Consider the following 13990-nt stretch of genomic DNA (forward strand, 5'->3'; position numbering starts at 1 on the left):
TCCCCTTTCTTGGGAATTTATCATCATGGTCCGGCAAAGGCGGCGATGGCATGACATATAATCAGGGACCATCTATAGTCTAAAGTTGAATATAAGGAGGACTTGATGGCCGCGATGAAATCCGACCCCGTGCTTTACGTCTTCGATCTGGACGGCACCCTGGCCGATACGGCCGGCGACCTGATGGGAACGCTGGATCATATCATGCTGGGCGAGGGTTTTGCGCCGACGCCGCTCGAAGATTCCCGCTCCCTGCTCGGCGCGGGGGCGCGCGCGCTCATCGTTCGCGCGTTGGAGGCTCAGGACAAGGAAGTCTCGCCGGAGCGACTGAACGACATGTTCGAGCGCTTTCTCGCCCATTACGAGACGCGGATCGCGGACGAGAGCCGGCTTTTCCCTGGCGTTGTCGAGGCGCTCGACGCGCTCGAACAGCGCGGCGGCCTTTTCGCCGTCTGCACCAACAAGGTCGAGCGCCCGGCCAAGCTCCTGCTGGAAAAACTCGGCGTCGCCGACCGTTTCGCCTTCATCTGCGGCCAGGACACTTTCGGCATCGCCAAGCCCGACCCCAGGCCCCTGCTCAAAACCATCGAGGCGGCGGGCGGCGAGGTCAGGCGCGCCATCATGATCGGCGATTCCAAGACCGATATCGCCACCGCGCGCGCCGCGGAAGTCCCGGTCATCGCCGTCGATTTCGGCTATACCGACCTCCCGGTGAGCGAATATGCCCCCGACCGGATCATCTCCCATTTCTCCGAACTTCCGGACGCGGCCGCGGCGTTTTTCGCGGCGAGCGAAGGCGGGAAAGACGACGTGATGGCGGGCTAGAATCGTCGAAATCTGAAACTCGGCGCCTTTGCGGGATGGCGGCGTTCGGCTCGAAGCGGCCGGCCGCGAACTCCTTCGGCAAGAGCGGCTTGGCGTGCTCAACGGACATTCGGCAGGCGTGAAACTCAGAGCTTAAGGCGCCTTTAAATTTGTCGCGTCACGCGTGTGACATGAAATTCGCGGTCATGCCGGAAAGCGTTGCCTCGGTCATGCCCTTGAAGGTCAGCGTGTCGCCATCGCTGAAGTGCAGCGTCGCATTGCCGCCGGAATAGGTTCCATTCTGGATCGCCGGGCTCAGTTGCGCATATTCCGCCGACGACAGCGACACCTTGTCGCCGCTGTTGAAATTCGTGATTGTGTCGGCTCCATAGCTGGCGTCGAGCAGGAAAGTCGTCGCGCCCGAGCCGGTCATCTTGTCGTCGCCCAGACTCGTCAGCGTCTGTCCGCTCGCGAGCGCGATCAGCGTATGGCCGCCGCTGTCGAGGTCGAAGGTTTCCCGCTGTGCGACTCCGTTCGCATCGGTCACGATCTGATAGGAATGATAATTCCCGCCGGTCACATTGGTGAAATCATAGACCAGATCGGAAACGGAGCCGTTGGAATAATCCTGCTCGACCGAGGCATAGGGCGTCCCGGTCAGGCCGGAATAGACAACCTTCTCGAGCGCTCCCGAGGCCGAAACGTCCACTTCTTCACTGGTGTAGCTTTGGCCCATGACGTTGTAGAAGGCCTTGTAGCCTTGGTAGGCTCCGGCGGAATAGTCGAGTTGAAGCGAGGAATAGGCCTGATCCTGGAAGCCAGTGAGGACGATGCGCGAAAGCTGGCCGCTCGCGTCGAAGTCCGCCTCCTCGCCGGTGTAATCCTGGCCCGTGACGCCGGTGAAAAAGAATTTCTCGCCGGCGAAGGCGTTGGCGTTATCGTAGTCGACCTCGTAGGACGAATAAGCGGCGCCGGAAGGCGCGGTCGTGTAGGTGAACATGGAGCCAGAAAAGACGCCGCCGACATAATCATATTCATAAGCCGCGTAAGGCTGGCCGCTGACGCCGGAAAAGGCGGCGCGGGTCAGCCGGCCCGCGCCATCGTAATCGGCCTCCTCCGCCGTATAGGCCTGCCCGGTGACGCCCGTGTAGAAGTCCTGCGCGCCGACAAACCCACCGCCCGCATAGAGGTATTTGTATGAGGTGAGGAAGCCCTGGCCGGTGACGCCCGTGAAGACCTGATCCACGAGCAGGCCATGGGCGTCGACATCCTTCCGGCGGGCCGTATAGGGCTGGCCGGCGACATTGGTGAAAAAGTAAGCTTTCGCGCCGTCGGCGAGGGTTTCGACCGCGTTATACGCCGCACCGGGCACGCCATAGGCGACGACCGAGCCCGGATCGGCGCTGACGATCGGGGCCGAAGCGAGCTTGAGTTTCGTTCCCCCGCTCCCGTCATCGGAGAGGCTGATGAGTTCGCCGGAAAGATCGGCGTTGGGAAAGGTCAGCGTCGCCACCACGGCGTTCGAAGCCGCGGTGTCGACGATCTGTAGGACGCCCGTCGAGACGGTCCAGACCGCTTCATAGGACGTCTTGTAGCTCAGCGACGTGAGATCCGAGATCGTGTTGGCGGCGGCGTTGATCACGCTCTGCGTGATGGTCGTGAGGTCGCCGAGCTTGACGCTTCCGGTCGGATTGGTGAGCTCGATCGAGAACGTCTCGATCGCCGGGGCCGCCGCATCGGCCTTGAGCGTCACCGCAGCGCCGTAGGCGAAGGTGATGCCGGACAGCGAATTGTAATTGAACGTGCCCGAGGTCGCCCCCGAAAAATCGCCGAGCGGCGGTCCGCCAGCCCCTGTCGTGACGTGCCAGGACACCGAACCCGAGGCGCCGTCGGCGCCGAAGGTGAACAGGTGATAGGTGAATGTCTGGCCGAAATTCGTGTTCGTATCCGTGACGGTCTCCGGCTCGGCGACGAAGGACGCGATGATCGACGACCCGATCGTGAAGGCGCCCGCCGTAGGCCCGGCCCCGTAGAAATCGGCGTAAGCCGAGCCCGATGCGCCGCTGGCCCCGTCGCTGCCGGCGGTCCCGGCGGCCCCGGCCAGTCCCGTCCCCAGAAAATCGCCGCCAACGCCAAAAGCTCCGCCCGCGCCCCCGGGAGCGCCTGCGCCGCCCGCGCCGCCCTGCCCGCCAGTCGCGCTGTCGTCATAAAGCACGGCCGCGCCGAGAATGGCGAGCGAGCCCTCGTTATAGACGCCGCCCACGGCCGAACCGCCGTCGCCGCCGGCGCCGCCGCTGCCGCCGTCGCCGCCATTGCCGCCGTTGCCGCCCTTGCCCGGGGTCGCCCCGGTCGCGTTCATGGTCGTGAAGCCGCCGTTGCCACCATAGCCGGCCTGTGCGCCGGCGCCGCCGTTCCCGCCCTTGCCGCCGGCGCCGCCGAACGCGCTGCCGGTGACGGCGCTGTTTTCGAGGGTGAGCGAACCTTTGTTGTCGATGCCCCCCACCGCCCCGCCGCCATTGGCGCCGGCGGCGCCGGCGCCGCCGCTGCCGCCGGCGCCGCCGTCAGCCCCGTTGCCGCCATTGCCGCCGGGCGTCGAGGTGCCGCCCCCGGAGCCACCATATCCGCCAGGAGCGCCGGCGCCGCCGTTCCCGCCCTTGCCGCCGGATTTGCCCGAGAAGGAAAGGCCGATGACAACGGAATCGACGATCGTCAGCGCGCCATCATTGACGATGGCGCCCCCGGCGACGCCGACGATCGGCGCGGCGTCGCTCCCTGCGTCGCCGTTTCCGCCGTCGCCGCCTTTCGACCCCGGCTGTCCGGTGAAAGCGGTCCCATCGACGCCGTTGGCGCCGACAGCCGTCGAGTCCGCTCCGTCGGCCCCCTTCAGGCCCGAGCCGGAGCCGCCGCCGCCGCCAGAAATTTCCAGATAGGCGAAGGTGACGTTCGCGCCGGCCTCGACCGTGATCTGGCTCGTCGCAAGCTCGCCGCCGAACGTCGGGCTTCCCTCGATCGTCAGCGACTTGCCGATGTCGAGTAAGCCCGCCGTCGCAAAGCCCTGAATCACGATCGTGTCGCCGTTCTGCGCCTCGGCGACCGCTTGGGCGACGTTGGTTTCCCCGCTGACGGGGGTCGTCGTGTCATTGTCGACGATCCAGGTGGCCATGTTCCGGTCTCCATTATCTTGTGAAATATATAAAGGTTTCTCGCTCCCCGCTCGCTGGCGCCGGGTCATGCGTTTGACCGCCGACGATCAATTGTTTCGTGGGGACGCGCGGAACCTGAAGCTGTCTTTTATACGGGGAAGCGTCGCAATGGTCATGTTCCTCGGCGTGAGCGTACGGCCGTCGAAAGCCCTTATGACGACATTAACGCCACTCCGCGCCCTTAGTTCAGCGGCTCGTTGAACTTCCCGGACTCGCTCATCGGCGCCAAGATCGGTGAGCTTGTTGACGGCGTCAGCACCGCAGATCGCGATAAGCGCCGAGGTTGTCGCGACGGATGGGCGCCAGACGCTTAATTTTCTGGTGAGGAGGGGACGCTCAAACGACCCGCGGGCGCCCGAAGCAGCACAGACGGAACGCTGGGTTACCGAAATGTTGCGGCCGTTCGCGCCAACAGCCGAAATGGCTTATCCGGGTTGACTCCGGAATCCGGGCCGACCAGCCACGAATTTCCGCTAATTAGCGCCGAGCAGTCCTTAGTCGCGGCGGTTGCGCAGGTCCCTTTTCCGCCGTTTTGGGTCATTCGCGAACGGGAGCCAATCCTCAGATTTCAACCGCTAAACATCCTCGGCCTTGGCGGCGAGAACCTGGTCCATTTCACGCGCCGGTTCGGAGCAGCCCGAGGCGCCGACGACTTTCGCCGGCACCCCGGCGACCGTGACATTGGGCGGCACGGGTTTGAGCACCACCGAGCCCGCCGCGATGCGCGAGCAATGACCGATCTCGATATTGCCGATGATCTTGGCGCCCGCGCCGATCAGCACGCCGTGGCGGATTTTCGGATGGCGGTCGCCGCGCTCGTGGCCGGTGCCGCCGAGCGTGACGCTGTGCAGAATCGACACATCGTCGTCGATCACCGCCGTGGCGCCCACGACAAGCCCCGTCGCATGGTCGAGGAATATGCCCTTGCCGATCCGCGCCGCCGGATTGATGTCGGTCTGGAAGGCCGCGGACGAACGGCTTTGCAGATAGAGCGCGAAATCCTTGCGGCCCGCGTTCCATAGCGCATGCGCCAGCCTATGGGCCTGCAAGGCGTGGAAGCCCTTGAAATAGAGCACCGGCTCGATCAGGCGTTGGCAGGCCGGGTCGCGGTCGGCGACGGCGAGAATGTCGGCGCGAAGCGCCTCGCCGATCGAAGGATCGCGCGCGGCGAGATCGAGGAAATTCTGGCGGATCAGATCGCCCGAGAAATCGGGATGCGACAGGCGCGAGGCGAGGCGATGGCCGACCGCCTGCTCCAAGGTCGCATGATTGAGAATGAAGGAGGTGAGGAAGCAGCCGAGTTCCGGCTCGCGATGCAGCGCCTCCTCGGCCTCGCGCCGGATCTGCGCGAACACCGGATCGGCGTCGCTCTTGCGCAGCGGGCGGACATTGCCGGTCGTCGTCATCGAAAACTCCTTTCGCCTTCTCGGGCGAGGACTTGCCGCCTTCTCGGGCGAAAATTTGCCGCCTTCGCGGGCAAAGACTTATATCACGCGCCCGACGCGCTGTCGGGCCTAGGCCGAAAGGTCGTTAAGGAAGGCCAGCACGCCGTCCTTGAAGACCTTGTCGCCGACCGCCTTGTTATGGTCGCGTCCGGGAATGACCAGGACGCGGGCGTTCGGCATGAGCCGCGCCAGCGGCTCCGGCGGTCCGGCGACATCGTCTTCCGAGCCGACGCAAACGAGAGCCGGCGCGCGGATCGCTCCGACCTCGGCCTCGCTCATGGCGTGGCGCGAGCCCCGCATGCAGGCGGCCAGCGCCCGCAGATCGCTCTTGGTCGCCTCGGCGAAAGAGCGGAACATGCGCTGCATCGGATCGGTCACAACCTCCAGCGACGGCGCCTCCATGGCGTCGGCGATGCCGGCCGGCAACCCCTCTCCGTCCACCAGATGGAAACCGAGGCCCGCCAGTACAAGGCCCCGCAGCTTTTCCGGACTCGCCAGGGCCATATGGGCGGCGATGCGCGCGCCCATGGAATAGCCCATCACGTCGGCGCGGTCGATCCCGAGATGGTCGAGCAGGTTGACGGCGTCGCGCGCCATGATCCAGGGCGTGTAAAGCGCGGGATCGTAGAGCTTTTCGCTGCGGCCGTGGCCGCGATTGTCGAAGACGATGGTGCGACGGCCGGCATGGGTCAGGGTCTTGACCCATTGCGGAAAAACCCAGTTGACGCCGTGGTTGGAGGCGAAGCCGTGGATGAGGAGGATCGGTTCGCCCCGGTCCTGCGTCGTGGGCGCGAAATCGATGAAAGCGAGGCGCGCGCCGTCGGACGTGAATTCCTGCATGGGTCTTTCCGGATTGAGCCGCGCTTACCAGCGCAGCAGGCGTCCGCCTGCGAACCAGCCGAGCGCGACGACGATCGATGTCGCGATCATATACCAGACCGCGACGAAGAAGGGCGAGTCGTCAGGACAGTTGGCGGCGTAAAGCAGCGCGGAAAAGCCGGCCGCAGCGAAGGCCGCCGCCGCCCCCGCGCGGCGCGGATCGCTCGGCGCGCCGTGGCGCAGCGCTAGGAACAGCCCGGCAAGCGGCGCCAGCGCCATGAAGGGGATGAGCGTCAGGCAATGAACGGCGTTATGGCCGATCATCCGCGCCGCCCATTGATCGGGCGGAACGACCGCCATTTCGATCAGGGACGCGGCCACGACCAAAGCCGGCGCGAGGAGAACCGCGCGGCGGGCAAGGCCAGGATCGGCGCCCGGCCGCGACAACCGCCACGCCAGGACCAGGCCGGTTATGGCCATGGTCAGGGAAAAAGCGAATTTGAACAGGAAGCGCGGCTCGTCGAGCGAGGAGAAAAAGGTCGGGCGCAGGCCGAGAAAGGCGAAGAAGAACAGAGCCGAGACGACAAAACCCGCGCCGAGGTCGAGCGCGAAGGCCCGCGGCATCGGCGTCGGCTTCGTGTCGTTGTCCGCGGCAATCGCGGCGATGAGGTCCTCGGTCTTCATTCTCGCATCTTCAACTGTTCAATCTTTGATAGAGCGCCGCAAGCGCCTTCAGGCCGCGATGCACCGACACGCGCAGCGCCCCCTCGGTGACGCCCAGGCTTTTCGCGGCGTCGCGCAGGCTTTCGCCGCGGATCGACACCGCCTCGATCGCCTCGCGCTGCTTCGGGCTCAACTGGTCGAGCAGGCGAAGCGCCCCCTGCCGGTCCAATTCGCGGTCGAAGCCGTCGGCCTCGGCGGGCGCGGCGAGCACATCCTCGAAATCGGCGATGTCCGTCTCGGCGCGGCGCCCGCGTCGGCGCGCCGCGTCGATCATCTTGTTGCGCGCGATGGCCGCAAGCCACGGCGCCAGCGGCTGGGCCGGGTCCCAGGTGTGCCGCTTGAGATGAATGGCGAGCAGGGTTTCCTGCACGGCGTCCTCCGCGTCGCTGGCCGACAGGCCTGCGCGCGCGCAGGCCCTGAGGCAAACCTTGCGCAGAAAGGGAACGAGCGCGGTCAACAGGCGCTGGTAGGCCGCGGCGTCGCCCGCAAGGGCCGCCCGCATGGCCGCGCTCCATTCCCGATCCTGCGCCAGTAAATCCGGCATCCAACACCCTTTTTCGCCCTGGGCCGGCGGATTGTTACAACGGAAACGTCACAATTGCATCTTCGCAGGAACAATTTCCGGCGCCCGGGAATTTTTCGGCGGTTCAGCGTAACGCAGCGCCTCCGGCCTCGTAAGGGGAGCAGGCGGCGACGACCGCCCCAATCGGAGATTTCAGAATGAGCAAGACCAGTTTGTCCCGCGATCTCGCGCTCGCCGCCTCCCTGTTGTCGGCGCTCGCCGCCGTCCCCGCCCATGCCGCCAGCAAGCAGGAAAAATGCTTTGGCGTCGCGCTCAAGGGAACCAATGATTGCGCCGCGGGTCCGGGCACGACCTGCGCCGGGACCTCGGCCATCGACTACCAGGGCAACAGCTGGAAATTCGTGCCCAAGGGAACCTGCGCGGGGATCAAACTTCCCGGCGGGCGCACCGGCGCGCTGGCCCCGCTCGACCGCGACCGCCCGAAAGTCTGATTTTTGGAAAACGGAGCCGCGTCGCCATGAATATCCACATCCCATCCCTCGCGCTCGCGCAAGACGATGTTGTCGCCGGGCTGAAGCCCGCTGGTGACGTTGTCGGCGCCGGACTAAAGCCGACGCATGATGCGGTCGGCGCCGGGCTGAAGCCGGCGCATGGCGCGGAAATCCTGGCGACGCGGCCCGACATCGGCTTTTTCGAAATCCACGCCGAAAATTACATGAATCCGGGCGGCCCGAACCGCCGCCTGCTCGCCGCGATCCGCGAAACTTTTCCGATTTCAGTCCATGGCGTGGGGCTTTCGCTCGGCTCGAACGGAAAGCTCGACCGCGATCATCTGGCGCGGCTGAAAGAGGTCGTGGACTTCGCCGCGCCGGCGCTGATCTCAGAACATCTCGCCTGGAGCGATTTTTCCGGCCGCGCCTTTCCCGACCTTCTGCCCCTGCCCTATGACGAAGCGGCGCTTTTCCGGGTCGCCGGAAAAATCGACGCGGTTCAGGAGGTTCTTGGCCGCGCCATCCTGATCGAAAATCCGGCGACCTATCTGCGCTTTCGCGGCGACGCCCTGGCCGAGCCGGATTTTCTGGCCGAACTTTGCGCGCGAACCGGCAGCGGCCTGCTCCTCGACGTCAACAATGTCCATGTCGCAGCGGTCAACCACGGCTTCTACGCCTGCGCTTATCTCGACGCATTTCCCCTTGAGCGGGTCGGCGAAATCCATCTCGCCGGCCATGTCCAGGCCCACGACGCCGACGGCGCCTTCCTGATCGACGACCACGGCGGGCCGGTGAGCGCCGAAGTCTGGGCGCTTTACCGCGATGTGATCGCCGCCGCCGGCCCGCGCCCGACCCTGATCGAATGGGACAATAATGTCCCGGACTGGGCCGAACTGCTGGCCGAGACGGAGAAGGCGCGGGCGGAAATGCGGGCGTTCCATCCGGCTCCCCTCGCGTCTGGCGCATGTCCGGAAGGGCGTCTTGCGACCAGCCATGGGGTGAGGGGCGCCGCCGAGGCCCTCGACGCCCATTGGCAATCGGCCTTCGCCTCGGCCCTGCAAGACCCCGTCGCGCCGGCCCCGCCTCTGTTCGCGCCCTGCGACACAGCGTCGCGCTTCGCGGTCTATCGCAACAATTCGGCGGTCGCGGAGATTAACGCGCTCAAGGAGCAGTTCCCGACCGTGCTGCGCCTCGTCGGCGACGAAGCCTTTTCCGGCCTCGCCCGCGCCTTTGCCCGCGAAAACCCGCCGCGCTCGCCGGTTCTCGCCGCATATGGCGCGGATTTTCCCGCCTTTGCCGCCGTCTTCCTCGCCGAAAACGGCGTCGAAGACCTGCCCTATCTGCCGGACGCCGCCCGCCTCGACTGGGCCGTGCTGCAATCCCTGCGCGCAAAAGAAGCAGAGCCTTGCGGCCTCGAACGCCTCGCCGCGCTCGACGTAGCGCGAATCGGCGCCGCCCGCGCCCGGCTTCATCCCTCGCTTGCGCTCGTCGCCTCGCACTGGCCGCTGCTTGCGCTGCGCGACCCGGAAACCCGCGACATTGCGGACTGGCGCGGCGAGACGATACTGGTCCTGCGCCCCGAAAGCGAGGCCGTTCTGATCGCGCTCGAGCCCGGCGCCGCCGCCTTTCTGGCCGCCTGCGCCGCGGGCGCGACGCTCGGCGAGGCGGCGCAGGCCTGCGAAGCCGCCCAATCCGGTTTCGACTTCGGCCATACGCTGGTTGCGCTGACCCGGACCGGCGCCTTCCTCGACTTCATCTTCGACATCTGAAGGGAGAAACCCATGACCGCGTCTACAGCCTTGTTTCCGATCGAACTACCGTTATGGCGGACGGCGAGGCCCTATCTCGTCAGCCTTGCGCAACTCGCGCTGCGGATCGCGCTCGCCATTCCCTTCTATCGGTCGGGAATCACCAAATGGGACGGCTTCCTGCAGCTCAGCGACAGCGCCGACGCCTTGTTCACCGATGAGTTCAAACTGCATCTCTTTGGCGGCGAATATCCTTTCCCCGCCCCGCATTATATGGCGCTGGCCTCCGGCGTCATGGAGGTCGTGCTGCCGGTTTTGCTCGTGTTCGGCCTCGGGACGCGGGCCGCCGCGCTCGGCCTTCTCGGCATGACCGCGATCATCCAGCTCACCGAACCGCAGGGCTGGGCCAATTTCCACCTGATCTGGGCGGCGACCGCGCTCGCCCTTTTCGTCCACGGACCGGGAAAAGTCTCGCTCGACGCCCTGATTGGCAAAGGACTGGCCGGATTGCGGAATTGAGCCCCCTACCCAAAAGGGGCGGCATTGATTATGGTGCGCCGCGTCGAGCGAAAAAAGCCGCCCCATTTCGGAAAAAAGAGCCATGTCGGACCACGCCATTCCGCATTTCCATAACCAGCCCGGCCTTGCCAAAATTCGCGTCGGCGCCAAGGAATTCATGTGCATCGGCGCGCTGCCGCCTTGCGACCATCCGCATGTCTATATCGACATGGGCGCCGACGACGAGGCGATCTGCCCCTATTGCTCGACGCTTTTCGTTTATGACGCCTCCCTTCACGGCCATGCCGATCCCGCCGAATGCGAGGCCCCGGCTCAGGCGGCCTGAGGCGTTTGCCGACGCGCCCAGGCGCGCCGAGGGAGTTTGAAACGTGACCCCGCAACAGCCTTTCGTGATAGCCGGGGGCGGCGTCGGCGGCCTGACCGCCGCGCTCGCCCTGGCGCAGATCGGCCGTCCTTCCCTGCTGTTCGAGCGCGCCTCGGCTTTTCGGGAGGTCGGCGCCGGTCTGCAGCTTTCCCCCAACGCCAGCCGCATCCTGCGCAAGCTGGGCGTGCTCGACGCCCTGATGGACCTCGCGGTCGCGCCGAAATATGTCCGGCTGCGGCGGGGGGCCGACGGCGCCGATCTCGCGCGCGTGCCGTTTGACGACGCCGAAAAGCGCTGGGGCGCGCCCTATCTCGTCGTCCATCGCGCCGATCTGCTCGCGGCTCTGGTCGATCGCGCCCGCAGCGAAAACCTGATCACGATCAGCAATGATTCCGCCCTCACCGGCTTCATCCAGGACGAGAAGGGCGTCGCCGTCACCTATCGTTTCGACGGCGAGTTCCGCCGCGCCTCCGGCGCCGCGCTGATCGGCGCCGATGGGGTGCGCTCGATGACGCGCACGCGACTCATTCAGGGCGTCGCCGACCAGCCGGCCTATACTGGCCACACCGCCTGGCGCACGATTCTGCCCGCCGCTGGCCTGCCGGAAGCCTTCCTGCGCCCCGTCGCCAATCTCTGGTTCGGCGAGCGCGCCCATCTCGTCCATTATCCCTTGCGCGGCGGCTCGATCGTCAATGTGGTCGCGCTGGTCGAGGACGCCTGGCGCGGCGAGGCCGAGAGCGATATGGAATTCTGGGACAATGAGGGCGACCGGCGCTTCCTCATGAACCGCTTCAAGGACTGGTGCGGCGAGGCGCGCGAGCTGATCGGCGCCGGCGAAACCTGGCTGCGCTGGCCTTTGTTCGACCGCCCGCCGCTCGATTCGTGGTCGCGCGGAAGGGTCGCCCTGCTCGGCGACGCCGCCCATCCCATGCTGCCCTATCTCGCCCAGGGCGCGGCCCAGGCGATCGAGGACGCGGCGGCGCTGGCGGCGGCCGTCGCCGCCAATGAGCACGATCCCGCCGCCGCTCTGTCGCAATATTCCGCCGCCCGCGCCGCCCGCGCCCGCCGGGTTCAGGAAGCCGCCCGCGCCCAGGGCCAGATTTACCATCTCGCCGGCTTCAAGGCTTTCGCCCGCGACGCCGCCCTGCGGCTCTCGACGCCTGGCCTGCTGCGCGGGCGCCAGGATTGGCTCTACGCGCAATAGAGCATGCGGCGTTTCCACAAAAATGCCGCATGCTCCATGCCTTTTGATTGCGCACGATCTTTTCCGAAAACCGGCTCCCACTTTCGGGTTCATGCTTTGGCAAGTGCGGCCGGTGACTTGCGGTCCGGGGCCAAATCAGTCTAAGCAGCGGCGCCTGACGCAACGAGCGGCATGCGGAAAAGTGGAAGCCGATTTTTCGCAAAAATGCTGCGAAAACAAATGTATCCCGAGAGCGCACGCCCGATGACCTTTGACGCCAGCGAAGCGCCCGAGCTGCGGACCGCCCATGTGATCGTCGTCGCCAATGAAAAGGGCGGCTCCGGCAAGTCCACAATGTCGATTCACCTCGCCGTCGCGCTGCTGAAGGCCGGTTATCGGGTGGCGACCATCGATCTCGACGTCCGCCAGCGCACTTTGACCCGCTTTTTCGAGAATCGTGAGTCCTGGGCCCGCACCGCGCCGTGGGCAGTGGAGCTGCCGCGCCATTTCGCGCCGGACCGCGCCGAAACCGCCAGCGTCCAGGATAACGAATCAGCCGATTTCGCGGTTTTCGCCGAGGCGATCGGCGAGGTCGAGCACGAATATGAATTCGTGGTGATCGACACGCCGGCGAGCGATTCCTACCTCATGCGGCTTGCCCATTCGCTGGCCGACACGCTGATTTCGCCGATGAACGACAGTTTCATCGACATGGACGTGCTGTCCCGGGTCCACCACGACCGCGTCAAACGCGGCATGGTGGCGCAATATGCGGAAATCGTGATCGAGGCGCGGCGCAAGCGCCGCCTGGTGGACAATGGCCTGATCGACTGGGTGCTGGTGCGCAACCGTATCGCGAGCCTCCAAAGCAACAACGCCCGCCAGGTCGATCACGCCTTGCGCAAGCTCGCGGTCGAATTGCAGTTCCGCGTCGCCGAGGGCCTGCATGACCGCGTCATTTTCCGCGAACTTTTCCCGCTCGGCCTGACCGCGCTCGACGCGCTGGAGACGGCCAATCACACACTCACGCCGTCGCAACTCTCCGCGCGGCGCGAAATCGAGACCCTGGTCAGCGACCTGCGCCTGCCCTCGCGGGTCGAGGGCGGCGATTACCTCGAATCGCGCCACATCTGGTTCGAGGCGCTTTCTTCCTATTATCGCGAGCTGACGGCGAAAAAGGCGGACTGATCCCGTCCGTTCGATCCCAGATGGGTGGCGCCGAATCCGGTCGGATATTTGAGGCCAAAACCTAAAAGCCGGTCCGTCCCGATATGCGCGATCCAGATCAAGGCGATTCCATAAAGCGCAGGCGTCGCCAGCGCATATCCCGCCACGGCGAGAATCGTCGGCGTCAGATAGGTATGGCCGAAATTATAGACCCTGGCGCCCCAGCGCGGGTCGATCAGATAACCCAGCATGGTCAGGTCGGGGGCGAGAAAAAGCAAAGCGAACAGCGCCCAGCCGCCGCCCAGGCGGTGGTAGGCCAAGGTGGCCAGGGCCAGGACCAGCGCGCCTTCCGCTCGCAACAGCCATTTGACGGCGCCGGTCGCGGCTGCCGCGGGCGAATCGCCTTGGTCCGGGGAGGAGGCAAGCGAATGTGTCGCCAAGGATGATCTCCTTCGCAAGGCGCACGACAGGATGCGCCAACGTGGCCCCGATATAGGTTATCCGAGCGACTTTTCGATGTCGCCCACAATGTCCTCGGGCTTGTCGTTCGGCGCATAGCGCTTCACGACCTTGCCGTCGCGGCCGACCAGGAATTTGGTGAAATTCCATTTGATCGATTCGGTCCCGAGCAGGCCGGGCGCCGCCTTCTTGAGATGGCGATAGAGCGGGTGAGCGTTGTCGCCATTGACCTCGATCTTGGCGAACATCGGGAAGGTCACGCCATAGTTCAGGGTGCAGAAATTCCTGATCTCGGCCTCGTCGCCCGGCTCCTGATGGCCGAACTGGTCGCAGGGAAAGCCCAGAACATCGAAGCCGCGCCCGGCGAATCTTTGTTGCAGCGCCTCCAGCCCGGCATATTGCGGGGTGAAGCCGCATTTGCTGGCGACATTGACGATCAGCAGGACCTTGCCGTCGAAATCAGCCATTCTTTTGGCCTGCCCGTCGATGGAGCGGACGTCGATCTCCGAGAATTCGGTCATGAAACAATCTCCGGGCGCGGC

General features: G+C 65.5%; 14 protein-coding genes. 7 read left to right on the forward strand and 7 right to left on the reverse strand.

All coding sequences use genetic code 11. The annotated features are described in order from the left end of the window. The first annotated feature begins 105 nt into the window (after positions 1-105). Positions 106-825, forward strand: coding sequence for an HAD-IA family hydrolase (locus tag K2U94_RS16310; protein WP_425332530.1), 720 nt, complete (start codon positions 106-108; stop codon positions 823-825). Positions 826-982: 157 nt separating this feature from the next. Here the strand turns inward: K2U94_RS16310 and K2U94_RS20585 are convergent, their stop codons facing one another. The 5 genes from K2U94_RS20585 to K2U94_RS16335 all read right to left on the reverse strand — a co-directional run bounded on the left by K2U94_RS20585 (position 983) and on the right by K2U94_RS16335 (position 7538). After that, complete coding sequence (locus K2U94_RS20585; protein WP_272884874.1) at positions 983-3967, reverse strand: hypothetical protein; 2985 nt, start codon at positions 3965-3967, stop codon at positions 983-985. Between the two features lie 615 nt (positions 3968-4582). Beyond that, a complete protein-coding gene (gene cysE, locus K2U94_RS16320) occupies positions 4583-5413 on the reverse strand; it encodes a serine O-acetyltransferase (protein ID WP_243068215.1) in 831 nt (276 codons plus the stop codon). A 108-nt stretch (positions 5414-5521) separates the two neighbouring features. After that, on the reverse strand, positions 5522-6292 hold the full coding sequence (locus K2U94_RS16325) for an alpha/beta fold hydrolase (RefSeq protein WP_243068216.1): 771 nt from the start codon (positions 6290-6292) through the stop codon (positions 5522-5524). Between the two features lie 24 nt (positions 6293-6316). Further along, positions 6317-6955: an NrsF family protein gene (locus K2U94_RS16330; protein WP_243068217.1), complete on the reverse strand. Its 639-nt coding sequence runs from the start codon at positions 6953-6955 to the stop codon at positions 6317-6319. Between the two features lie 10 nt (positions 6956-6965). Then, positions 6966-7538: a sigma-70 family RNA polymerase sigma factor gene (locus K2U94_RS16335; protein WP_272884875.1), complete on the reverse strand. Its 573-nt coding sequence runs from the start codon at positions 7536-7538 to the stop codon at positions 6966-6968. A 176-nt stretch (positions 7539-7714) separates the two neighbouring features. Between K2U94_RS16335 and K2U94_RS16340 the strand changes: the two genes are divergently transcribed. The 6 genes from K2U94_RS16340 to K2U94_RS16365 all read left to right on the forward strand — a co-directional run bounded on the left by K2U94_RS16340 (position 7715) and on the right by K2U94_RS16365 (position 13010). After that, positions 7715-8008, forward strand: coding sequence for a BufA1 family periplasmic bufferin-type metallophore (locus K2U94_RS16340; RefSeq protein ID WP_243068219.1), 294 nt, complete (start codon positions 7715-7717; stop codon positions 8006-8008). Between the two features lie 26 nt (positions 8009-8034). Continuing rightward, on the forward strand, positions 8035-9777 hold the full coding sequence (gene bufB / locus K2U94_RS16345; protein ID WP_243068220.1) for an MNIO family bufferin maturase: 1743 nt from the start codon (positions 8035-8037) through the stop codon (positions 9775-9777). A gap of 12 nt (positions 9778-9789) precedes the next feature. Beyond that, positions 9790-10275, forward strand: coding sequence for a DoxX family protein (locus K2U94_RS16350; RefSeq protein ID WP_243068221.1), 486 nt, complete (start codon positions 9790-9792; stop codon positions 10273-10275). An 82-nt stretch (positions 10276-10357) separates the two neighbouring features. Next, the gene (locus K2U94_RS16355; RefSeq protein WP_243068222.1) at positions 10358-10600 is read left to right on the forward strand and encodes a zinc-finger domain-containing protein; all 243 of its coding nucleotides are present in this window, start codon (positions 10358-10360) and stop codon (positions 10598-10600) included. Between the two features lie 43 nt (positions 10601-10643). Further along, positions 10644-11843: an FAD-dependent monooxygenase gene (locus K2U94_RS16360; RefSeq protein ID WP_243068223.1), complete on the forward strand. Its 1200-nt coding sequence runs from the start codon at positions 10644-10646 to the stop codon at positions 11841-11843. Between the two features lie 204 nt (positions 11844-12047). Then, the gene (locus K2U94_RS16365; protein WP_243068224.1) at positions 12048-13010 is read left to right on the forward strand and encodes a division plane positioning ATPase MipZ; all 963 of its coding nucleotides are present in this window, start codon (positions 12048-12050) and stop codon (positions 13008-13010) included. Here K2U94_RS16365 and K2U94_RS16370 read toward each other — a convergent pair. Both K2U94_RS16370 and K2U94_RS16375 read right to left on the reverse strand, forming a co-directional pair. Then, complete coding sequence (locus K2U94_RS16370) at positions 12977-13429, reverse strand: DUF4260 domain-containing protein (protein WP_243068225.1); 453 nt, start codon at positions 13427-13429, stop codon at positions 12977-12979. The two genes, K2U94_RS16365 and K2U94_RS16370, sit on opposite strands and share 34 nt — an antisense overlap. Positions 13430-13486: 57 nt before the next feature. Beyond that, complete coding sequence (locus K2U94_RS16375; protein WP_243068226.1) at positions 13487-13969, reverse strand: glutathione peroxidase; 483 nt, start codon at positions 13967-13969, stop codon at positions 13487-13489. Between the last annotated feature and the right edge of the window lie 21 nt (positions 13970-13990).

This window comes from Candidatus Rhodoblastus alkanivorans, assembly GCF_022760755.1.
In the GTDB taxonomy this organism is placed as follows: domain Bacteria; phylum Pseudomonadota; class Alphaproteobacteria; order Rhizobiales; family Beijerinckiaceae; genus Rhodoblastus; species Rhodoblastus alkanivorans.

Coding starts and splice junctions, on each gene's coding strand:
- K2U94_RS16310 (WP_425332530.1), top strand. CDS start 106: ATGGCCGCGATGAAATCCGACCCCGTGCTTTACGTCTTCGATCTGGAC.
- K2U94_RS20585 (WP_272884874.1), bottom strand. CDS start 3,967: ATGGCCACCTGGATCGTCGACAATGACACGACGACCCCCGTCAGCGGG.
- cysE (WP_243068215.1), bottom strand. CDS start 5,413: ATGACGACGACCGGCAATGTCCGCCCGCTGCGCAAGAGCGACGCCGAT.
- K2U94_RS16325 (WP_243068216.1), bottom strand. CDS start 6,292: ATGCAGGAATTCACGTCCGACGGCGCGCGCCTCGCTTTCATCGATTTC.
- K2U94_RS16330 (WP_243068217.1), bottom strand. CDS start 6,955: ATGAAGACCGAGGACCTCATCGCCGCGATTGCCGCGGACAACGACACG.
- K2U94_RS16335 (WP_272884875.1), bottom strand. CDS start 7,538: ATGCCGGATTTACTGGCGCAGGATCGGGAATGGAGCGCGGCCATGCGG.
- K2U94_RS16340 (WP_243068219.1), top strand. CDS start 7,715: ATGAGCAAGACCAGTTTGTCCCGCGATCTCGCGCTCGCCGCCTCCCTG.
- bufB (WP_243068220.1), top strand. CDS start 8,035: ATGAATATCCACATCCCATCCCTCGCGCTCGCGCAAGACGATGTTGTC.
- K2U94_RS16350 (WP_243068221.1), top strand. CDS start 9,790: ATGACCGCGTCTACAGCCTTGTTTCCGATCGAACTACCGTTATGGCGG.
- K2U94_RS16355 (WP_243068222.1), top strand. CDS start 10,358: ATGTCGGACCACGCCATTCCGCATTTCCATAACCAGCCCGGCCTTGCC.
- K2U94_RS16365 (WP_243068224.1), top strand. CDS start 12,048: ATGCTGCGAAAACAAATGTATCCCGAGAGCGCACGCCCGATGACCTTT.
- K2U94_RS16375 (WP_243068226.1), bottom strand. CDS start 13,969: ATGACCGAATTCTCGGAGATCGACGTCCGCTCCATCGACGGGCAGGCC.